General features: G+C 72.0%; 17 protein-coding genes. 12 read left to right on the top strand and 5 right to left on the bottom strand.

Going from position 1 to position 21,571, the window contains the following annotated elements; genetic code table 11:
* The first annotated feature begins 78 nt into the window (after positions 1 to 78).
* From OG871_RS39590 to OG871_RS39560, 7 genes are all read left to right on the top strand, one after another.
* Entirely contained in the window at positions 79 to 1,989 is a 1,911-nt protein-coding gene (locus OG871_RS39590; RefSeq protein WP_331727173.1) for a polysaccharide deacetylase family protein, read from the top strand.
* Between the two features lie 21 nt (positions 1,990 to 2,010).
* Positions 2,011 to 3,534, top strand: coding sequence for an AMP-binding protein (locus tag OG871_RS39585; RefSeq protein WP_331727172.1), 1,524 nt, complete (start codon positions 2,011 to 2,013; stop codon positions 3,532 to 3,534).
* Positions 3,531 to 4,706, top strand: a complete 1,176-nt coding sequence (locus OG871_RS39580) for an aminotransferase class I/II-fold pyridoxal phosphate-dependent enzyme (RefSeq protein WP_331727171.1) — start codon at positions 3,531 to 3,533, stop codon at positions 4,704 to 4,706. Before OG871_RS39585 ends, OG871_RS39580 begins: the two co-directional genes overlap by 4 nt.
* Complete coding sequence (locus OG871_RS39575; protein ID WP_331727170.1) at positions 4,699 to 5,979, top strand: asparagine synthase-related protein; 1,281 nt, start codon at positions 4,699 to 4,701, stop codon at positions 5,977 to 5,979. Before OG871_RS39580 ends, OG871_RS39575 begins: the two co-directional genes overlap by 8 nt.
* Before the next feature lie 11 nt (positions 5,980 to 5,990).
* Positions 5,991 to 6,266 carry an acyl carrier protein gene (locus tag OG871_RS39570; protein ID WP_331727169.1) on the top strand — a complete coding sequence of 92 codons (276 nt, stop codon included), beginning with the start codon at positions 5,991 to 5,993 and terminating at the stop codon, positions 6,264 to 6,266.
* Between the two features lie 107 nt (positions 6,267 to 6,373).
* Positions 6,374 to 6,886 (top strand): NUDIX domain-containing protein, encoded by a 513-nt coding sequence (locus OG871_RS39565; protein ID WP_331727168.1) that lies wholly within the window; start codon positions 6,374 to 6,376, stop codon positions 6,884 to 6,886.
* Between the two features lie 23 nt (positions 6,887 to 6,909).
* Positions 6,910 to 7,596 (top strand): HAD family hydrolase, encoded by a 687-nt coding sequence (locus tag OG871_RS39560; RefSeq protein WP_371503540.1) that lies wholly within the window; start codon positions 6,910 to 6,912, stop codon positions 7,594 to 7,596.
* Positions 7,597 to 7,818: 222 nt separating this feature from the next.
* Here the strand turns inward: OG871_RS39560 and OG871_RS39555 are convergent, their stop codons facing one another.
* A complete protein-coding gene (locus tag OG871_RS39555) occupies positions 7,819 to 8,202 on the bottom strand; it encodes a hypothetical protein (RefSeq protein WP_331727166.1) in 384 nt (127 codons plus the stop codon).
* 626 nt (positions 8,203 to 8,828) lie between these two features.
* Here OG871_RS39555 and OG871_RS39550 point away from each other — a divergent pair.
* From OG871_RS39550 to OG871_RS39540, 3 genes are all read left to right on the top strand, one after another.
* On the top strand, positions 8,829 to 10,796 hold the full coding sequence (locus OG871_RS39550; RefSeq protein WP_331727165.1) for an ABC transporter ATP-binding protein: 1,968 nt from the start codon (positions 8,829 to 8,831) through the stop codon (positions 10,794 to 10,796).
* A gap of 414 nt (positions 10,797 to 11,210) precedes the next feature.
* A complete protein-coding gene (locus OG871_RS39545) occupies positions 11,211 to 12,245 on the top strand; it encodes a hypothetical protein (RefSeq protein ID WP_371503539.1) in 1,035 nt (344 codons plus the stop codon).
* Between the two features lie 400 nt (positions 12,246 to 12,645).
* The gene (locus tag OG871_RS39540) at positions 12,646 to 13,617 is read left to right on the top strand and encodes an endonuclease domain-containing protein (protein WP_371503538.1); all 972 of its coding nucleotides are present in this window, start codon (positions 12,646 to 12,648) and stop codon (positions 13,615 to 13,617) included.
* A gap of 70 nt (positions 13,618 to 13,687) precedes the next feature.
* Here OG871_RS39540 and OG871_RS39535 read toward each other — a convergent pair whose 3' ends face one another.
* Entirely contained in the window at positions 13,688 to 14,698 is a 1,011-nt protein-coding gene (locus OG871_RS39535) for a hypothetical protein (protein WP_331727162.1), read from the bottom strand.
* On the bottom strand, positions 14,698 to 17,511 hold the full coding sequence (locus OG871_RS39530) for a DEAD/DEAH box helicase (RefSeq protein ID WP_331727161.1): 2,814 nt from the start codon (positions 17,509 to 17,511) through the stop codon (positions 14,698 to 14,700). The genes OG871_RS39535 and OG871_RS39530 overlap by 1 nt, the downstream gene beginning before the upstream one ends.
* A 380-nt stretch (positions 17,512 to 17,891) precedes the next feature.
* On the opposite strand from OG871_RS39530, the gene OG871_RS39525 reads away from it, so the two are divergent.
* Entirely contained in the window at positions 17,892 to 18,458 is a 567-nt protein-coding gene (locus OG871_RS39525) for a hypothetical protein (RefSeq protein ID WP_371503537.1), read from the top strand.
* An 89-nt stretch (positions 18,459 to 18,547) separates the two neighbouring features.
* On the opposite strand, the gene OG871_RS39520 is transcribed toward OG871_RS39525, so the two are convergent.
* On the bottom strand, positions 18,548 to 20,032 hold the full coding sequence (locus OG871_RS39520) for a hypothetical protein (RefSeq protein ID WP_331727159.1): 1,485 nt from the start codon (positions 20,030 to 20,032) through the stop codon (positions 18,548 to 18,550).
* A 28-nt stretch (positions 20,033 to 20,060) separates the two neighbouring features.
* Positions 20,061 to 21,119, bottom strand: a complete 1,059-nt coding sequence (locus tag OG871_RS39515; RefSeq protein WP_331727158.1) for a hypothetical protein — start codon at positions 21,117 to 21,119, stop codon at positions 20,061 to 20,063.
* Between the two features lie 185 nt (positions 21,120 to 21,304).
* Here OG871_RS39515 and OG871_RS39510 point away from each other — a divergent pair, with 185 nt between their 5' ends.
* Positions 21,305 to 21,490, top strand: coding sequence for a hypothetical protein (locus OG871_RS39510; protein WP_331727156.1), 186 nt, complete (start codon positions 21,305 to 21,307; stop codon positions 21,488 to 21,490).
* Positions 21,491 to 21,571 lie beyond the last annotated feature (81 nt).

The following is a 21,571-nucleotide window of genomic DNA, read 5'->3' as shown; positions in this document are numbered from 1 at the left end:
CACCGGCCGGCGCGCGGGAGCGGCCCCGCTCCCGCGCGCCCCGGCCCTCACGAGATCCGGCCCCGCCTGGGAGCGCCCATGCCCGCTCAGCCCATCGTGGTCTCCGTCAACTACCACCGCCTCGGCACCGTCGATGCGGCGAACCCGTTCCACCGCCTGCACACCATCCCCGACGACGTGTTCGCCCGACACCTGGACCAGATGGCCCGGCGCGGAGCCATCGTCTCCCCGGACCAGATCCGCGCCCGAGAGCTGCAGGACCTCAACTTCCTCGTCTGCTTCGACGACGTGCCCACCTCCGCGCAGCGCGGCATCGACCTGATGCGCGAACGCGCCCTGCCAGTGACCGTCTCCGTGTGCGGGCAACTGGCCGAACACGGCTGGGGCACCCGGGACAAGGTCTACGCGATCGAGAAGTACGCCCCCGAGCCACAGGTGCAGGCGCACATCCGCCGGCACCTGCCGCACCTGGCCGCCGGCCACAACCCGCCGTCGTTCTACCACCTCACCAAGCGCGCCGACCTCGACCCCGCGTTCGTTCGCGACACGCTCATCGACCCGCTGTTCACCACCGTCGAGGACCGCGCCCGCCCCTACTTCCAGCAGCGCGGCTACCTGAGCTGGGAGCAGATCCGCGCCCTGGCCCAGGACCCGCTGGTGACCATCGCCAACCACACCCGCGGCCACGACAACCTGGCCGCGATGACGCCCGAGGCCGTGCGCCGGGAGATCCACGACTCCCACGCCCACCTCGCCCGCGCCCTGGGACGCCCCGCCCGCTACTTCACCATGCCCTTCGGCCAGTTCATCCCCGACCTCGCCCTGGACTGCCTCGATCCGCTGATCGCCCTGGGCTACGAGGGAATCCTGTGGGTCGGCCGGGCCGGCACGGTGCTGCGCCGCCCCTACCGGCACCAGCTGCTGCAGCTGACCCGTCTGCACGCCGACACCACCGAACAGGGGTTCACCGAGCAGCTGGACCACGCGATCCACACCGCCGGGGACGCGGCGATCTGGCAGGTCCCCGCCGCGCCGCGCCGGCGCCCGGTCACCGTGGTCGCCGACAGCGACGCCCACCGCTCCTGCCTGCTGGAGCAGGTCATGCGCCAGGGCAAGGACTACGCCAGCGACCCCGACTTCTACCGCTACCAGTTCACCGACAACCCGAGCAAAGGCCGGCGCCCCGACTACTACGCCGTCCAGGACACCGACCGCCGCCTGGAGGCCACCGCCTACAACTTCCACGCCACGTTCACCATCGAGGGCCACGCCGTGCCCGGGGTGTACCTGTCGAGCTGGCGCAAACTGCCCACCGCCCACCCCACCGCCGCCGCGCACCTGCTGCACCGCATGACCGCCAGCGAGCCGGTCGTCGGCGTCTACGACCCCAACCCGGACGTCCACGCCGCCTTCCGGGGCTGGCAGCAGGCCCTCGTCCACCGGCTCACCCTGCCCGTGCCCGCCCAACCCCCGCCGCCGACCTGCGAGGTCACCGAGAGCAGCGACTTCCCCGAGAGCGCTGCGGCCCTGTGCGAGGCCAGCACCCGCGCGGCCGGCTTCACCCTGCAGCGCACCGGCACCTACCAGCAGTGGCGCCACACCTCCTACCCGCTGGCCCGCGCTACCTATCTGCTCCTCCAGCGGCACGGCACGCCGCTCGCCCTGGCCGTGTTGCTGCGCGCCGGCGACATCATCGCCGTCGCCGACTTCCACACCCGCGACCCCGGCCAGCACCCGAAGCTGCTGATCGCCGTCCTGGCCCACGCCCGAAAGACCGACGCCGCGCTCGTGCAGTGGGAGACCAGCTCCCGGCCCCTTGCCGAACTCGCCGCAGCACGCCACGGCGCCACCGCCACGACGTTCCGCAACTTCTACCACCTCAACCCCACCCTGCTGGCCGACCACGGCGTCCCCGACGCTCTCACCGAGCGCTGGCCCCGCCTGCCACTCCACGAGACCGCGACCACCAGCGACGTCCTCCTGCGGTAACCACGACCGAGAGGCCCAGCCGTGCTCTACACCGTGTCCGACCTCCTCGAACAGCCCGCCCACCGCCACCCCGACAACGTGGCCGTCCAGGACGGCGCCACCACCCTCACCTACCGCCAGCTCGCCGACCAGGCACAACGCTGCGCCGGCTTCCTGACCGGCCGGGCCCAGCCCGGCGAGCGGATCGCGATGCTGCTGCCGCGCAGCGCCCAGACCCTCGCGCTCTGGTTCGGCGCCCACCTGGCCGCCCTGGTGCCGGTCCTGATCCACGACCAGCTGCGCCCGAGGCAGGTCGCCCACATCCTCCAGCACTGCGAGCCCGCGCTGACCGTCACCAACGCACGCACCCGCCCGCTGCTACGCGAGTGCGCCCTGGACCCCGCGCGCACCGTCGACGCCGACAGCGTGGACGGGCCGCCGCTGACCGCGACCCGGCGCATCATCGGCCGCGACCTGGCCGCGCTCTCCTACACCTCCGGCTCCACCGGCAGCGCCAAGGGCGTGATGCTCAGCCACGACAACCTGGTGGCCGGCGCGCTCATAGTCGCCGACTACCTGCACCTGACCGCCGCCGACCGGACCCTCGCGTTGCTGCCGTGGTCCTTCGACTACGGCCTCAACCAGGTGCTGGCCACCTTCGCCGCCGCGGGCACGGTCGTCGTCCAGCGCTCGGCCCTACCGGCCCACATCTGCCGCACCTTGACCGCCGCCGACATCACGGGCCTGGCCGGCGTCCCCACCCTGTGGCACGCCCTCACCAGCCCAGCCTCGCCCTTCCTGCACGGCCACTACCCGCACCTGCGGTACCTGACCAACTCCGGCGGAGCACTGCCCGGCGCCGCCGTACGGGCGGTGCACGCCGCGCACCCCGACGTCGAGATGTTCGCGATGTACGGCCTCACCGAAGCGTTCCGCTCCACCTACCTGCCGCCCACGCTGCTGGACACCAAACCCGACTCGATCGGCCGCGCGATCCCCAACAGCGAACTGCTGGTGCTGGACGAGCAGGGCACACCGTGCCCGCCCGGCACCGTGGGACAGTTCATCCACCGCGGGCCCACCGTCGCCCTGGGCTACTGGCGCGACCCCGAAGCCACCGCCCAGGTCTTCCGCCCCCACCAGGCTGGCCTCGGCGGCCGGGCGGAGAGCGTCGTCCACACCGGCGACTTCGGTTACGCGGACCACGACGGCGACCTGTACTACCTGGGCCGACGCGACGACCTGTTCAAATCGCGCGGCCACCGGGTGACCTGCCTGGAGATCGAGCGGGAACTCACCGCCGGCCCTCTGGTCACCGCCGCCGTGGTGCTCACCGCCGACCGCCCGGGCCAGGACGACCCCGAGATCCTGGCAGCCGTCCAGCCCGGCCCCGACTACTCCACGGCCGCCTTCGACGCGTACTGCCAGCGCGAACTGCCCGCGCACATGCGCCCCCACCACATCACCGTCCTGGAGCAGCTGCCCAGCACCCCCAACGGCAAAGTCGACCGCGAGGCGATCCGCCCGCTGCTCGCCCCCGCCCCACTCGCCCAGGCACCCCGATGACCTGGCCCCCGCAGATCCAGCACCTGCTCGCGCCGCTGGAGGACTACACCCGCCTGCACGCCGCCACGCTGCGCCGCTTCGGCTCCCGCGCCATCGACCTGTCCTTCCCCAACCCGCGCTTCCTCAGCGACCCGCGTCCGTACGCGGCCCTGGCCGCCCTCGCGGCCCGATCCGGCCCCGACGACCTGCGCTACAGCCCCTTCGGCGGCTTCACCCCGGTCCGCCGGCGGCTCGCCGCCGCCCTCACCCGCCGCCACCAGCTGCCCTACCGCTGGAGCGACATCGTCATGACCCCCGGCGCGGCCGCGGCGCTGAACGTCGCCTTCCAGACCCTGTTTACCCCGCCCGACCGGATCATGCTGATCACCCCCTGTTGGATGGACTACCCGCTTTACCTCGCCCAGCTGCAGCTGGGCTGCGACCTGGTCCCCGCCGGCGCCGACAAGCACCTCGACCTGGACGCGATCGAGCGGGCCTGGACACCGAAGACCCGCGCCCTGGTCATCAGCCAGCCCGCCAGCCCCACCGGCGTCGTGCACACCCCAGCCGAACTCACCGCGCTGGGAGCTACCCTGCACCGCCTCGCCCGGCGCCATCGACTGGAGCGGCCGCCGATCCTGATCGCCGACGAAGCCCACCGCGACCACCTCTGGTCCCCCTCGCCCTGCCCATGGCCTGCGCGCCACTACGACCAGACGCTGACCGTGTACTCCTTCGGCAAGGCCTGGCAGATGCAGGGTCAGCGCACCGGCTACCTCGCGGTATCCCCGCGGTTCACCCCCGCAGCCCTGGCGCCCCGGCGTCTGGAGCAGGGGATGAGGCTCAGCGGGCACTGCACCCCGACGTCGATCATGCAGCACCTCGCCGCCGACCTGGCCGACGCCCCCGTCGACAACACCGAACTCGCCGACCTGCAGCACCACGCCCGCACCGCACTGCGCGCACACGGACTCGACATCCCGGACGCTGGCGCCACCCGGTTCCTCTACGCCCGCTGCCCCACCGGCACCGACGACCTCTCCTTCGTCACCACCCTGGCCACCCAAGGGATCCTCACCATGCCCTCCACTGTCTTCCATGAGCCGGGGTTCTTCCGGCTGGCTCTCAACGTCCCGCGCGCCGACCTGACCCGAGCGCTGGACACCATCGGGAAGGCGGCCGCCGGTGCTTGAGAGCCACCTCACGATCGCCAACCTGCCCTGGGCGCCCGCCAGCGGCGAGCAGGCCGCGACGAGTGAGATCACGGCCGACACTGCCGCGCTGCTCGCCGGCCGGTTCGCCACCGCGTACCGCGAAGGCGACCGGGTCGTCCTGGCCCGCGACCGGCTCGGCCTGAACAAACTGTTCGTCGCCCACCACCCGGTGCGCGGCGTCGTCGCAGCCAACTACCTGCGCGACCTGATCCGCACCGGCATCGCCTTCCGCGACATCCACGCGGTCCCGGCCGGCGCCGTGGTCACCGTCGACCCCAGGCGGCGTACCGCGAGCACTCACCACTACTACATACTGCCCGCCACCAGCGGGGGGACCGGGCGACCGCAGCGGGAAATCCTCGCGGAGATCGACGCCACCCTGCGCCGGGGGATGGAGCGCCTCGCCGCCGACCACACGGGCGCCCCGGTGGCGATCTGCCTGTCCGGGGGAGCCGACAGCGCCCTCATCGCCCTGCACGCCAAGCGCTGCTTCCCCCGCGCCACCGCCTACACCTACACGTACACCAGTGACGGCGCCGGCCTCAGCCAGGACGCGGCCGCCGCCCAGCACGTCGCTCAGCACCTGGGACTCGACCACCGCCTGGTCCCCGCCGACACCGAGGCGATCCTCGCGGCCCTGCAACCCGCGCTCCTCCACGGACAGGACTGGCGGGACTTCAACGTCCACGCCGCCGTCGTCAACACCCTGCTCGCCGCCGCCATCGCTGCCGAGCACCAGACGGTCCGCGGCCCCGCGCCGCTCGTTCTCACCGGCGACCTGATGAACGAGGTCCTGGGTGACTACAGCCCCCTGCACTACGCGGGCACCACCTACTACCCGCTTCCCGCCGTCGGCCCGAGCCGCCTGCGGACCAGCCTCACCCGCGGCATCCAGGCCGGCGACCGCGAGGTCGGCGTCTTCAACGCCCACGGCCTGCGCGTCGTCCAGCCCTACGCCTGGGCATTCCAAGCACTGCTGGAGCTGCCCGACCCCGTCGCCAAACACGAGATCATGACCGCGCTCGCCGACGGCGGCCTCCCCGACGACATCCTGGTCCGGCCCAAGGTCCGCGCCCAGATCGGCGAGGCCCACGTGCACCGCGGGATCCTGCCCCTACTGCTCGACGCCGGCCACGACAGCGATCGCCTGCAGCAGGACTTCTGCCAAGTGCTCGCCATCAGCGACCCGCGCGAACTGCGCGCCTTCCTGCGCGGGGGCGTCTACCGGCCCCTGCCCGCCACCCACCGATGACAGGAGAACAGATGCCCGGCCGACCCACCGCTCAGGAGATCGCCACAGCCATCGAGGCCTTCATCAGGGACGTCGGCGCCGTGTCCCCCGACGACACCCTCTTCGACCGCGACATCGACCTCTACGACACCGGCTACGTCGACTCGCTGTGCACGGTCGCGCTGACGGCCTTCCTGCAGGAGACCTTCCGCCTCACCCTCAGCGAGGACGACCTCTTCGACCCCGACCACAGCACGATCAACGGTCTGACCCGCCTCGTCACGCACCGCCGGGCGGCCGGATCGTAGCGGACGTCCTGCCCCTGGCGGAGCCGCACGCGGTATCCCGCGGCTCCGCCAGGGGCAGGCCTCCGGCGACGCCCCGGCCTGCGCCACCGACCTCCAGGAGCCCCACCGTGCCGCCGATCGTCCACCTGACCTCCTCCGTCTACCTGTTCGCCCGGATCGACGGGTCCCTGCACCTCGGCCTGATCGAACACCCCCGGGTCGGCGGCCTACTGATCGCCGGCGGCCACGTCGAGACCACGGTCGAGATGCCCTCCGACGCAGCCCTTCGCGAAACCGCCGAAGAGACCGGCTTCCACGCACGGCTTGTCCCCCCGCCGCACCTCGCGCTGCCCCTTGGCTACCCGCACCCCGCGGTCGCCAGCCCGTGGTGGATCCCCCGGATCCCCGTCAACGCTGACGGGCACGCCAGCGAACCGCACGTCCACGAGGACCACCAGTACGTCGCCGAAGCCGACCTCGCCTGCCCACGAACACCGGCCGAGCACCCGTTCCACTGGGTGCTGGCTGTAGACCTGCCACGGCTCCCGCTGCCCACCGGCACGCGGATCGCCGCCGAGCACCTCTTCGCGCTCCTCGACGTACGGCCCGACCTGCTGACGGCCGGGGTGAAACGCCTTTGACCTACGGCCCGGAGGACAACACGATGCAGCACCCGGTACTCCACGAATCGACGATTCCCCTTGACGCCCCCGTCGTCCTCGACTGCGATGGACTCCTCGTCAACACCCAGCACGCCTGGGACCGCGCCTACACGACTCTGTTCGCCCGCTACGGAGTCCAGCTCAACCAAGCCGACCGCGCCAGCTTCATCGGCATGGAGCTGGCGCCGATCGGCAAGCGCCTCGCCGAACTACTCGCACCGTGCGCGCCACCCGAGCACATGGGCGCCGAGGTGCTGCAGCTGATGCAGGAGCACCTGGGCAGCGGACTGGCCCCGATGCCCGGCGCGGTGGAACTCGTCCAGGCCCTCGCCGGTCGCCGCCCGCTCGCCGTCGCCTCCAACGCACCCACCACCACCGTCATCGCCTACCTGGAGAAGTTCTTCGACCTCTCCGCGTTCACGGCGATCATCGGCGGTGACAAGGCCGCGGCACCAAAGCCAGCACCCGACCTCTACATCGCGGCCTGCACCGCCCTGCAGGTGGAACCGCGAAGCGCCCTGGCCTTGGAGGACTCACCCACGGGAGCCGCGGCCGCGCTCGCAGCCGGCCTGTACGTCATCGGCATCCCCTCCACATCCGACCTCACCTTCCCCTGCCACCTACGTGTCCCCGCACTCACCACCGTCCGGCTGCGCCGCGCGCTTGCACTGGGCCAGCAGCACGCGTGATCACCGACGCCATCCGTGCCGCCGGGTGCCGTGCTGGCTGTTCAGGGGACGATCGACCACTGTCGCGCGGCGCTCAAGACCCGTGCGGCCCAGGCACTCGCCGACCCCGCGGCTGGGGCGGACCCGGCCGACTGACACCGCAACTTCGAGCGGGCCCCTGACCGCCCACGGCGGGTGACCGACCGGTACCCGTTCCACGTAGCTCCGAGAGCGGTCGACCACTCAGGCGTGGTCGGACTCGTACACGTCCTCACACGCCTTGCGGTCGGAGACACCGTCGAAGGTGACACAGAGACGGCCGTCGAACTCGAACCAGCCCCACTCGGCACTCAACGATTCGCCGTGCCGGGTCGCCTTCTGCGGGTAGTGGACTTCGCGGCCGTCCAGGTAGAGGTGCGCGGTGCGTTCCTTCACGCCGCCGGGCGGGTTGGTCCAAATCGCCACGGCCTTGTCGACGTGCGCCCCAACGCCCTCGACCCGGATGCAGACCTGGGGGCCTCCACGGTGAGTGCAGGCACTCGCCGAGCGGGTGGCGGCCTCGGCCTGAGGGCCGGTGAAGGCGGACATGAGGATGACGGCGGCGGCCGCCGCAGCAGTGCGGCGCATGGAACACTCCTCGGCTGGTGATCACGGGTGCCCGGGTCAACGTCCGAAGCCGGGGCCAGGTCGTGGGCGAAGCAGCCCGTTCACCCACGTGCCGCACGATCCCTACCGCCGGCCGCCCCGGCACTGCGCCACCCGGAATGTCGCAAGTCCTTGACACAAATGTCGTGACCTTCAGACATTCCGCAGGCCGAACGTCCCCTCAGCGGGACACCACGCACCCCAAGGCGCCAACCGCTGCGCCCAGCACTACGCGACGAACCAGCGGTCCTAGACGCAGGCCACCGTCGCGGGCTTGAGCATCCGGTGCGGCGCTCCGCCCTCGATCCCTGCGGTTGCCCGCCCTGGCCATGCCATTCGATCGCCGCCCTGGATCACGCCCTCGCGTTCAGGCCGAAGATCGCCGTCAAACAGCGGCAACTCGCCGACGTGAGAACGGATTTGGCCACATCGAGTGAGGGCGCGTACGACACGCCGGAAGGTGTCGGCGGCGGCTGCCAGGATTCAACCCCACCTCACCGCCGGCCCCCGCAGCCGGGTCTGGAGCAAGCCCTCGAACGACAGACCGACCCGCCCGTCCGAGGGCCTTTCGGGCTGTCCAGCTTCGTCCCGACCTCCAGGAGACGCCCGTGGCCCAGCCCACCGCCCCGGCCCAGCCCGCACGCCAACCCGGACCCGGTCAGCAGCCCGAGCACAACGAGAACCTGCGCTTCGACCTGCCCGGCGACAACCGGGCAGCGGCCGCGACCTCGCTGTCCACCAGCTCGATGGTGCGCCGACTCCCGCACCTGGTGCGCCGCGCCCTCGGCCTGGCCTGGAAGGCCGACCGCCGCTCCACCGCCGCGGTGCTGATCTGCCAAGCCGTGTCCGGCGTCCTGGGGGCGGTGGTGCTCGCCGCCACCGCCGCCTCGCTGGCCGGGGTGATGCGCGAGGGATCCGTCACCGAGCACCTGCTGGAGACGGCACCGGCGCTGACGGTCCTGGCCGTCTCCGCCGGCGCCCGGGCCCTGCTCGGTGTCGTCATCGCCGCGCTCTCGGGCCGGATCGCCCCGCGGATCGCACGCGGCGCCGAACTCGCCCTCGTCGAGGCGGGCACCCAGGCGGAACTCGCCGCCTACAACACCCCCGACTTCAACGACGCCTGGGAGGCCGCCGACCGCGGCGCCCAGACCGCCCCCGACCTGCTCGCCGACGCCCTGGACGTCATCGCAGCCGCCATCTCCTTCCTCGCCGCCGCCAGCATCGTGGCCACCCTCAACCCGATGCTCTTCCCCGCCCTCCTCCTCGGCTCCGCCCCGGCCGGCATCGCCGCGGTGCGCACCGCCCGGATCCACTACCTGGCCGCCCTGGCCACCACCGACGAACGCCGGGCGCTGCGGATCTACCGCTGGTGGGCCGTCGACAAGCTGCACGCCGACCAGGTCCGCGCCAGCACCGTCGCCCCGCTGCTGCTCAGCAAGTACCGCGCCGCCGACCAGAAGATCGCCGCCGCCACCGACGCCGCGACCCGAACCGCCGCCCGCGTCTCCGCCCTGGCCGCGCTCGCCACCGGAGCGGGCACCGCCCTCGTGTGGGGCACCCTGCTCGTGATCGTCGCCACCGGCCGGATCACCGTCGCGGCCGCTATCGCCGCCACCTTCGCGCTGCGCACCGCGGCCGCAGGCCTGCAGGGTGTCGTCGGCACCGGCGCCCGCCTCTACCGGGTCGGCCTCTACTTGGACGACTGGGCCAGCTTCCTCGACCAGGCGGGCGGGGCGCGGATCCGCCGCGGCACCACCGTCCCGGCTGCGCCCACCACGATCGAGGTCCGCTCCCTCACCTACAACTACCCGGGCACCGAGGCCAAGACCGCCCTGCACGATGTCGACCTGACCCTGCACCAGGGCGAGGTGGTCGCGATCGTCGGCCACAACGGCTCCGGCAAGTCCACCCTCACCCGGCTGATCACCGGACTGCTGCTCCCGGAGCCCGGGCAGGGCGAGGTGTGCTGGGACGGGGTGCCGGTCCAGGAGCTGGACGCCGACGCGCTGTGGCGCCGGGTCGCCTACACCCCGCAGGAGTTCGCCCGCTGGCCGCTCCCGGCCGCCGAGAACATCCACCTGGCCGAGCCCGGGACTGAGCCCGGCGATGTCCAGGCCAAGGTGGAGGAGGCGGCCCGGGCTGCCGCCTTCGACCGGGTCGTGGACCGTTTGCGTTCGGGCTGGCAGACTCTGCTCGCCCAGGAGTGGCTCGGCGGCCACCAGCTCTCCGGAGGGGAGTGGCAGAGCGCGGCGGTGGCCAGGTCGGTCTACCGCAGCAGCCAGGCGCCGGGCCTGCTGGTGCTGGACGAGCCGACCAGCGACCTCGATCCGGCGGCCGAGCACCGGATTCTGCACGCCGTCCGCGCCATGGCCAAGGGGCGGATCACCGTCCTGGTCACCCATAACCTCGCCAACACCCGGCTGGCCGACCGGATCCTGGTGATGAGCGGCGGGCGGATTCTTCAGGAGGGGAAGTACGAGGCCCTGGCGAGCGAGGGCAGCGGGTTGTTCCGGGAGCTGCTCGACTTCCAGCTCGATCGTTCCCTGCCGAACCAGCGCGCCGCCGAGAACCAGTAGGTGGATGCACTACCGGTTGGGCCTCTCCGGCATCCGCCCGCCTAGGGGGAGCGGACGCCTGCGCGGAAGACCTGGCCCGGTGGGCGAACTCGCCCACCGGGCCAGGCTGACCGAAGCCCCGCTTCGGCAGGGCGGGGCCACGGCGTACGGCCCGATCGCTACTCGGCGGTCTTCCTCGGCCAGCCGGGGGCAAGGCGGGCGGGGTTAGCTGCTGGAGCAGCGTGGGTGCAGGGCTGAACTCGGGCGGCGCGTGCAGGCCGCGTCCGCGGCGGTCGACAAGCGGTCCTGCTGGTATCGCCGAACCTGCCGTCCTGACCGTGCTACTGCGTCGAATAGGCTGCCATATCCGATGCGACAAACCGGGACGTGACGATCCGCCACCACCGGGCGCCGGAGCGAGGGGAGCGCACCGCCATGACGGACGACCAGAAAGCCGCGACGTCGGCCGGGGACAGTACCGGGGGAGGAGTGGACCTGGCCGACGAGGTGCACTACCCGCCGGTGGAGAACGGTCTCGACTACCTCGTCAGCGTGGTCGACCATCTGCAGGGCGGGAAGGTCGGCCGCCGGAGCCTCAAGTACGCCGTGGTGCACCTGCAGGCCGCCACCGAGTGCCTGCTCAAGCACCGGTTGGAGCTGGAGCACTGGAGCCTGGTCTTCAAGAGCCCCGGCGACGCCAAACGCAGCAAGCTGGACGACGGCAGCCTGACCACCTGCACCGTGGACCAGACGATCACCCGCCTCACCGACATTGTCGGCGTCGCCATCAGTGACCTGGAGAAGACCAAGCTCACGCAGCTGGCCGACCTGCGCAATCGGCTCCAGCACTACGGCCGCCACCACGACCCCAAGGGCAAGGTCAACCGGTACGAGATCGAGGCGAACGCCACGTTCGTACTGGAGTTCCTGATCAACTTCCTGAACACCCAACTGCTGGACCGCATCCCCCTGCCAGACGCGGACGTGCTCATGGAGATGTCACGCGTCAGCAGCGGCCTGGACGAGATCCGCGGCTACGTGACGGCGCGGATGGCACGTCTCCGCGGCGAGCTCGATCTCGTGAAGTCCCGCACCGTGCAGTGTCCTGAGTGCGACCAGCTCGCTCTGGTCGCCGGGGACGAGGAGGACGCCTGCTGCCGGTACTGCCTCCACCGGGGCGCGCCGGACGCCATGGCGCTGAACTACGCGCGGGAGATCGTCGGCCGCGGTGAGCTGGACTGGAGCGGCTGGGAGCTGGTGGGTGAGTGTCCCCTCTGCGATGTCCTGGCCCTGGTCCGTGGAGCGATCACCGCTGCCGACCCAGAGAACCCGGTCGACCTGTGCTTCAACTGCGGTGAGAACCTCACCGGCTTGGAGGAGTGCACCAACTGCGGGAATCCGTTCCAGAGCATCGAGGGCCAGACCGCCTGTCACAACTGCCTCAGCGAAATGATCAATGACGGAACGTGAAGCTCCACGAGAGCGGGCCCGACCGCCGCTCTGAGGCCGGAAGCATGGCCTTGGGCCGGCAGCGTTGTCGGTGGCGGCTGCGACACTGAGGCTTGTGCCTCTCATGCTCACCTGTGGCCGGTGCGGCCGGTCATTCTCGGTCTCCCCGTCTCAGGCCGGCCGCCGATTCTGCTCCATGAACTGCTTCCGTGCCCAGCAGACCGAGGACACCGAGTGGGTGACACGGTCTTGCACCCACTGCGGTGGCAGTTTCCGGGTGCGGGGCAAAGAAGAGCGGGCCCGAGCTGCAACGTACTGCTCGGCTGGGTGCCACCGGGCGGCGACAGCGCGTACGGCTCGGGCCTGCGCGCAGTGCGGGACGGAGTTCTTCCCGAAGAACCCGAACGACCACAGCGGCCCGTTGCGCGGGCTGTTCTGCTCGAAGACATGCTCCGGCCTGGCCCAGCGCAACCGGGTGGCCCGGACCTGCCTGCAGTGCGGGACCGGGTTCGAAATGAAAGCGTCGCGGGCCGAGCAAGGCAAGGGCCGCTACTGCAGCGTGGACTGCCAGGCCCTGGCCGAGGGATCCGTCTACCGCCCCTGCCGGGGCTGCGGGAAGACGTTCCGGGTGGTGCGCAGCGTCGCCGAACGAGGCTGGGGCTCCTTCTGCTCGCAGGCATGCACGGCGCGGCGGGTGGAGCGAAGCTGCCGGGTGTGCGGCAAAGGGTTCTCGGTAAAGGCATCGGTGGCCGACGACGGCAGGGGCTTCTACTGCTCGAACACCTGCCGCCACATCGGCCACCGCAACCGGGTGGAGCTGACCTGCCCGGTCTGCAGCCAGCGATTCACGGTGCCCGCCTCGCTGCAGGACAAGCGGCGGACCTGCTCACGCGCCTGCTGGGTGAAGATCATGGGCGCCGATCCCGACATGTCCGCGATCCTGGCGAAGGCCCGGCACGACCTGCTGACGACGCGCTCCGAGACGCGGCCGGAGCGGATCCTGTACGCGCTGATTGCCGAGGTGCTGGCAGAGCTGGCGCCGGAGGTCGGCTGGGAGCGTCAGCACCTGCTGCTGGGGCGCTGGACGGTGGACGCGGCGGTGCCTTCGCTGGACCTGGTGCTGCAGGCGGACGGGGACTACTGGCACGGGCTTCTGCCGGAGTCGCGCGAGGATCCGAGGGTGATTGGGAACCTTGCGAACGACGCGCGCCAGGACCGGGCGCTCGCTGAGAAGGGCTGGACGGTGCTGCGCTTCTGGGAGTCGGATCTGATCGGGGACCTGCCGGCGTGCGAGGCACGGCTGCGAACCGCGGTGCTCCAGCGCGTAAGGGTAGGCGAGCCTGCTCGCCCGCCCGAGCACGACCGTGGTGAGGAGCAGCAGAGCAGCGGATAGCGGCCGTGGACGCGGTCAGCCCTGCTGGGGCGCCGGAGCGGCGTCGGGCCGCCGACCGGTCCCGGCTCCGTCACCTGCCCGGCAAGGCCGACTGACTGCCCAGGCGACGCTGGGCCTGTTCGGCGACGGCCTCGAACGACGTCTCGGTACGCGGAGCACCGATGGCAGGCTGGCGATCAGGGCCGGCCTCGGCGACGATGTCGGCGAGCACCCCGCCGGCTCGCTTGGCCATCCGAATCGCCAGCAGGGTCAGTGCGTCCACATCGACCCCCGGCAGCGGCGTGAGGGCCACCTTCACCGAGGCCGCCGGGCCCGGCACCGGCAGAGGCGGAAGCGGAGGGCGCGCAGAGGGATGCCGCCGGGCGAAAGCGCCGTCGGCACTCACCCGGGGGAGCTCGACCGGCGCCCCGGCCCGGAAGGTCCTCCTCAGGCTGGCGTGGTCGGGGTCGGCGACGCCGGCCAGGAAGTCCATGGCCGCCCGGCCGCGCAGGAGCAGCAGCACGAGCGGGTCCCGGTCCAGGACCTGAGCGGCCTGCAGAAGAGCGGCTGCGGCGTGCCTGCACACCTTGCTGCGGGCCGAGCAACCGCAGGTGACATACAGCTCGTGCGGCGACGGAAGGAGCGAAAGCCCGTGCCGCTCGGTTTCCGTGAGCAGCCGCTCGGTGATCGCGGCACCGCTCAGTTGCGCCCACTTCAGGGGCAAGGCGCGGGCGATGGCGGTCATCTCCCGCCACTGCTCCGGCGGCATGCACGGGATGTCCACCGTGACGCTGACCGCGCCCCGTCCGCGCTCCTCCCATGTCTCCTCACCCTCGTCGAAGACGCAGCGGAGAGAGCCGAACTGGCCCTGCCAGGAGGCCCGGTAGTGGAAGCTGTGCTGCCCGATGCTGACGGACAGCTCGGTCGTCTCGGTGCTGCGGGCGTAGGAGCGGCCTCGGACGATCCGGGTGCGGGTGGCCGGGTCGGCGCACAGCGCGTCAAGCCATGCCCGGCCGACGGCGGTGTCGGCGTCCGCCTTGCTGGCGGCCACGGGGCCCGGGGCGTAGGTGCGGTGGTAGGCGGCGGGGTGGAAGAGGTTCATCAGTTCCTGCGCAGGGTGACGAGGTCGGCGAGTTGCTGGTCGGTGAGGTCGCTGAGTCCGGCTTCGCCCCGGGACAGGACCAGGTCGGCCAGGCGGCGCTTGTCGGCGAGCACCTTCATGACGGCGTCCTCCATGGTGCCGGTGGCCACCAGGCGGTGGACCTGGACGGTCTGGGTCTGCCCGATCCGGTAGGCCCGGTCGGCGGCCTGATCCATCACCGCAGGGTTGTACCACTGGTCCAGCTGCACGACGTGCCCGGCCCGGGTGAGGGTCAGCCCGGTCCCGGCGGCGCGCAGGGACAGGAGGAATACCGGGAACTGGCCGGCCTGGAACCGCTCGACCATGGCGGTGCGGGCCTTGGCCGTCAACTTCCCGTGCAGCAGGTCGTGGCCGATGCCGCGCGCGGCCAGGTGGCCGGCGAGCAGCTCGGCCATGCGCACGTACTGCGTGAAGACGAGGACCGCCTGGCCCTCGGGGATGATGACGTCCAGCAGCTCGTCGAGGAGCGCGACCTTCCCGGACCGCTCGGCGAAGGAGCGGCCGACTGCGGAGTCCTTGTCGTCCAGGTACAGCGCGGGGTGCAGGCAGATCTGCCGGAGCGTGGTGAGCAGCTTGAAGACCAGCCCGTGCCGCGCGATGCCTTCACTGTCGGCGATCGCCGCCAGGTGCTCGCGCACCACTGCCTCGTAGAGGGCGACCTGCTCCGTCGTCAGGTCCACCGGCCGGTCCTGTTCGATTTTGGGCGGCAGGTCCGGTGCGATCTCCGGGTCGCTCTTGAGGCGGCGCAGAACGAACGGCCCGGTCAGGGCCCGGAGCCGGGCGGCCGCGACCTCGTCGCCTTCGGACTCGATCGGCCGGGCGTAGCGGGCGCGGAAGCTGGCGTCGGTGCCGAGCAGGCCGGGGACCGCGTAGTCGAAGATGGACTTGAGGTCGGCGAGCTTGTTCTCCACCGGGGTCCCGGTCAGGGCGACGCGGGCCTGCGCGTCGACCGCCCGCACGGCCTTCGAGACCTGGGTGTGGGGGTTCTTCGCGAGCTGGGCCTCGTCGAGGACCTGCAGGGCCCACCGCCGGGAGCTGAGCGTGTCCAGTCGTCGGTGCAGGGTGGTGTAGGTGGTCAGGACCACCGCGTCCTCGGGAAGGCGTTCCGGAAGCTGGGCGGATCCGTGGACGCGGTGCACCGGGATGTGGGGTGCGAAGCGGCCGAGCTCCGCGGTCCACGAGCCGAGCAGGGTGGCCGGGCAGACGATCAGTGCCGGACCGGCGGTGTCCGGGTGCTCCTGCCGGGACAGGTGCAGGGCGATCAGCTGCAGGGTCTTGCCGAGGCCCATGTCGTCGGCGAGCACAGCCCCCAGCTCCGCACCGGTCAGCTGCTGCAGCCAGGCCAGGCCGACTTCCTGGTATGGGCGCAAGGTCGCGTTCAGCGAGGCAGGGATGTCCGCCTTCCCGTCCCGAGCCTGGGTGAGGACCTCCCGCAGGCGAGCGAGCCAGCCGCCTACCGGGGCCAGGCCGACCACCTCGCCGTCGGGGCCGTCCACCGTGCCGGTGATCGCGGCCGCCAGCCCCTCGATACCGGTCAGGCCCGCGCCGCGCCGCCGACGGAGCTTGGCCGCCAGCGCCGCGTCCACCCGCACCCACCGGTCCCGCAGCCGGATGAACGGCCGCTGGGCCTCGGCGAGCCGGTTCATCTCGGAGGCGGTCAGGGCCCGTCCGCCCAGCGCCACCCGCCACTGGAAATCCAGCAGCTGATCCTGCCCGAGCAGGCCCCCCGGCATCGCCGAGACCGGGCTCCTGGTGGACAGCACCGCGGTCGCGGTGAGCGCCTTCACCACATCGCGCGGCAACAGGACGTCGCAGCCGGCGGCGGCCAGCGCGGTTGCGGGCTCCCCGAGCAGATCGTCGATCTCCTCAGCGAACAGGTCCAGGCCGTCCAGGCCAGGATGGTCGAGGAACTCCTTCAGCGGAGGCCAGACCTCGGCGGCCGCGTGCAGGGCGACCGTGGCGTGGAGCCGGACATGGTCGAGGCCCGGGTCCGCGTCCTCGCCCCACAGCTGGGCAGCCCCCAGCAGCGCTTTGTCCGGGCCGGTACGGCGGACCTGCAGGACGGCACGGACCCCGGACGGCCCGTCCTCGTCGATCTCCACGAGCAGCGAGATCCGTGCCAGCGGAACCGCAGCGGGCGCGGCGTGCAGGGCGAGCTGCGGGACGTGCTGAAGGGGCAGCGCGGTGAAGACCGGCGATCCGGTGCGCTGCGGTGCGTCGGGGGTGCGGGCCATGCCGTCCGCGACGGCGTCCAGGTACGCCTGCAGGAGGAAGCGCGGGTCGGGCATCGCGGGCCGCCCGATGTGCAGCTCCCGGACATCGAGCGCGTGGGCCGTCGGCGGCATCGCCTCTGCCAACTCGACGAACCGGGAACGCTCTTCGTCCGTCCCGGGCGAACACCGCCAGGTATCGAAGCCCGACTCCGTCACCCCGATGTCAATGCGGCCGCGCGAGATCAACTCCAACGCGAACAACGACGCCGCACCCCAGAACCGGCACGACTCGTCCCCCGACCCCTCCAGCCGCGCACGGGTCAGCACCGGCAGCGCCGCGTCCACCGACATCGACCAGAACGGGACCATCTGGCCGGTGACCCGGGCACCCTGCTGGCGGACCACCGACACCTGGCGCCGCGGGAGGTACTCAGCGCCCTCGGGTGGATCGTCCGGCACCGCCGCCAGCACGTTCGGCCGGTAGAAGAGGACCTGCCCCAGCCTGGGCGGGTCAGCCGGCTCGAACAGTGCCGGCCACGCCGTCAGGTCGGTGCTGCTCACCGGGTTCCTCCCAATCCGCTTCGGCGTCGACGCCATGGTGTCCCGGCCGGGCGCGAGCAGGCGCAACCCCCGCACGGTTCACCCGATCGAGTGACAGTCGGGCCGCGGCTCCGCACCCAGCGTCCCCGGCGACTCGGCGCCCCGGCGACTCGGCGCCCCGGCGGCTGCGGGCCGGGCCTGCAGGAGGCCCGGTGGCCACGTCGTGCGGACTGCCGACCCCACGCTACCGCCCGCCCGCGCCCGGCCGCCGGGGACGGCGGGAGACGGCCGGTCCCCGGCCCGGTTTCCCGACCGTCACCCGGCCCTGCGTGGGAAGCTGGTGCACCGCGGCCACCCGGCCGCCGTCGCAGTGGGGGCAGTCCGTGGGTAGCGCAGCACTGTTGACCGCCATGATCCTGCTGGTTCCTCTGCCGGTGACATGGCGCCACCTTCGGCTTCTGCGTCGTCCGGTTCTCGACGTGCTCCGCTCGGACCGCCTGACCGCCTGGGCGGTCGTGTCGGCCTGGTTGCTGCCGGTCGTGGCGGCGTGGGCGTCCGCGCCCGGCAGCGTCACGGTCATGATGGTGGCCGTCCTGGTCTGGTTGATCGTGCCGCCCGTACTGGCCGTTGCCGCACTCCGGTCCCGTAGGGCCGAACAGCGGGAGGACGATCTGCTGCGGGCCACCAACGGCCTCGCCGCCCGCCGTCACCTCGCCTCACCGTGGCAGGTCGGAGCGGCTTGGGGCGCCATCGCCCTCACGCTGATGGCCATCGTCGCGGTCGGGCCGGCCCTCGCCACAGCCCCAGGCCAGCCCGTGCAGCACGACATTCGCCTGCTGTACCTCGTCTGTATCCCGGTGCTGCTCGGAGCTGTGCACGTGATCACGCAGCAGGTGCGGCGTGAGCGCGAAGCCGACCGGGCAGCGGCCGCGGACCGGCGCGCGGTGGACCTCGGATCCCGGGCGTGAACCGCCTCCGCCCTCCGGCCGGGAAGTAGCCGGGACCGGCGTTCCCCGTCGGCTGGGAGGCGATTGCGGGCTGAGCTCGGCCGGCGACTTTAGGGCTTGGAGAGCGGCAGGCTCTCCCAGGCCTGGGCCAGGATCGGGTTCTCCCCGATGGTGCGGCCGTCGAGGCTGGCCCGGATCGACCAGCCGTCGGGGGACGTGGACCCGGTGAGCAACAGGTCCGACACGGTCGTGTCGCCGACGACCACGGCGTCCTCCAGTTCGCTGACGGCGGCGACGGTCACCGGGAAGGTGGCGCTTGGCAGAATGTTGCGGAACTTGCTGCTGTTGACCAGGTGGTAGGGCTCCATCGTCGCGACGACCCCGAGGATGGGCCGGTCGGAGGGGATGTGTGCGAAGGCCGGGTTACCGCCGGTGATGAGATCGGCGGACTTCTGGAGCTGACCCACCGCCTTGGCGAGCCTCTCCTCGATCTCGTTCGCCCAGTCCACCGGACCGAGCCGCAGCGAGGCGGTGGGCCGCGCGGACTTGACCTCGACCAGGAGCACCAGGTCGTCGAGCACCACGAACCAGTCGATCGACTTGACCGTGTTCTTCTTCGCGCCCATGTACGTGATCTCGGGGTGGACGGTCGCATCCTTGATCAGGCTGAGCTGGCGGCCGACGTACTGTTCGAACAGGTCGCCGAGGTCGTGGGCGAACGCCGGCCCGTGCGCCTCGAAGCCGGAGTAGTAGAGCCCGAACGGGGAGACCTTCGCGAGCGCGGCGGCCGGGACGGGCAGGAGGTAGCCGGGACCGAAGTCGGAGAGCGCCGGCCGTCCGCGCAGCGGGTTGAAGCCGAAGCGGCGCAGCGTCGAGTCCAGCGGGGGCATCCCCGCGGCCGCAGCCTCCTTCGCCGTCGCCTCCGCCTGGTCGCGCAACGCCCTGGCGGTGGTGGCGAAGTGGGCGTCGATCACCGTGGCCAGGGCTTCGGGGGTGGTCAGCTCGGTGAAGCCGCCGAGGTCGCGGGTCATCCACTGCGGGTCGAACCGTCCAGCCTGGGCCTTAGAGGAGGCCCACAGCATCTGGGCGACGCCGACGTAATCGCTCAGCGGACAGCCGAACAGCCGCTCATCCCAACCCGGAGTGATCACCTTCGCCTTCGCGGGCTCGGCCGCAGTGGTGTGCTGAAGCATGGCGACGGGCCGCGCGAGCTCGCTGAACTCAAGCTCCTGCCAGACGAACTGCTGCCCGGCAAGCCTCAGCAGAAAGCCCCCCAGCCGCTCACCCACCGGCTGCTGGCGCATCGGCTCGTCCAGGGCGAAGTACAGCTGGAGCATCTCCTCCAGGTCGGCCGACCGGGCGGGCCTGGTCCGGTTCTCGGCGCCGCGCAGCAGCGACACCCAGGCGACGTCCAGCAGCGACCACGGGTTGTACACACCAGCCTCGGGGCTGTGCCGGTAACCGGGATCGCGCATCGAGGGCAGCTTGGCGCCGGTGGCGGCGATCAGCGGGACCAGGGAACTCGGTGCGTGGCGCCGCACGCGCTTGACGTACGTGCGGTCGGGAACGGCGTGGCGCTCGGTGATGAGGAACATAGCTGGATCGGGGAGTCCTTCGTGCAGGTCAGCGGGCAGAAGCGGGAAGTGCGGGGCGGCCGAGGAAGTACCGGTCGCCGGCGAGCCGGAGGAAGGCGGGATGAGCGCCCATCGCGCTCTTCAGGCGCGTGGCGGGGATCTGGACACCGTCGGCGGCCAGCGCTTCACGCAGCTGCGCCGGCGTCAAGGCCGAACGGGCCCTGGCGAGGTGGCGGGCGGCGAGTTGCTCGGTCGTCGCCGGGCCGGAGGGCTCCACCACCACAAGGCGGCCGCGGGTCAGGGCGTGGTCCTCGCTGGCCGCGGCGAAGCGCTCCAGCAGCGGAGCCGCCACCTCCTTGAGCGAGACGGCCCCTGCCCGCCACCGGGACGGGTCGAGGAACCCCTGGTGGCGGCAGACCATCACGGCCAGGGCGACGACGGCGCTGGCGACGATCGGGTGCCGCGCGGCAGCGCGTCCGGCCCAGGCTGCCGCCTCCCAAGCAATCCGGGCGGCGACCTCCGCGACGAGGGCGGAGGTATGCAGGTTCGCCTCGAACCCGGCCGCGCGTAGAAGGCCGTGAGCCGCGCCGACCCAGTGGTCCACCGGGACGGCCAGGCCGAACCGGGTGAAAACTGAGTCCTTGGTCAGGATGACAGCCGGTGCGAGGAACTCCGCGAGGGCCGCCGTCGGGGCGTCGTCGGCGTCGCCCCGGGCATGGGCAGGCAGCGACGGATCGTCGCGGAGCAGCAGCCGGGAGGCGGGGGAGAGGTGGTCGCCGATGGACAGGTCGACGATCGGCACGCCTGAGACCATCCGCCGCCACAACATCTCCTCTGCCTGGCCGAGTGGGACCCCGGTCGCGGCCGCGATCCGCGGGAGGTGCTGCTGCAGTTCCTCCACGATGTGCGCGGCCCCGTAGGGGTTCGAGCGGCCGGTGCCCGCCAGTGCGCTGATCAGATCGACCGGCTCGCCGTCGCGTACGGCGCCGCACGCGACCTGGGCGAGCGCGCAGGCGTCCACGACGGTGACCACCGCGGGCGAAGTCCAGCTGACGGCGGGCACGGCGGCGGAAGCGAGAGCCGGCAGCCCGGCTGGTGGGATGACCATGGCTCAGTGTCGGGCCGCCGGACGCCGCCCGTCGAGGGAATTGAAGAACCGGTTGCACCCGGCGGCCCGCCCTGCTCGCACTCCGCGCCGCAGGCCCGTCGGGGGAGAGTACTGGCCCGGCGGGAGGAGCGGGCCGGTACCGCTGCTGCCACGCGGCCCCGGGCCTGACCGGGCATCATGTCGGCATGGATCTCATCCCTAAACCCGGATACACCGCACGCCTGGACCAGGACCAGGCGAAGGCACGCGACCTGCCGGCCGAGGTCCGGGACCGGATCGCGGCTGCCGCCGAGAGCATGCTGCAGGCCCCGACCGAAGAGACGGCCGGGGCCCTGTTCGCCGAACTGCGGGCGGCGGGATTCGACCAGTAGGCCCTGCCGCGGGCGTGCCGGCCGGGTGCGGACCTTGGCCGCGTCCGGCGCAACGGAGACGGCGGGGCACCGGCCGAAGCC

The organism is Kitasatospora sp. NBC_00374 (genome assembly GCF_041434935.1).
In the GTDB taxonomy this organism is placed as follows: Bacteria; Actinomycetota; Actinomycetes; order Streptomycetales; family Streptomycetaceae; genus Kitasatospora.
The sequence above is the reverse complement of the archived record's forward strand: the minus strand, read 5'-3'. Positions and strand labels throughout refer to the sequence as shown.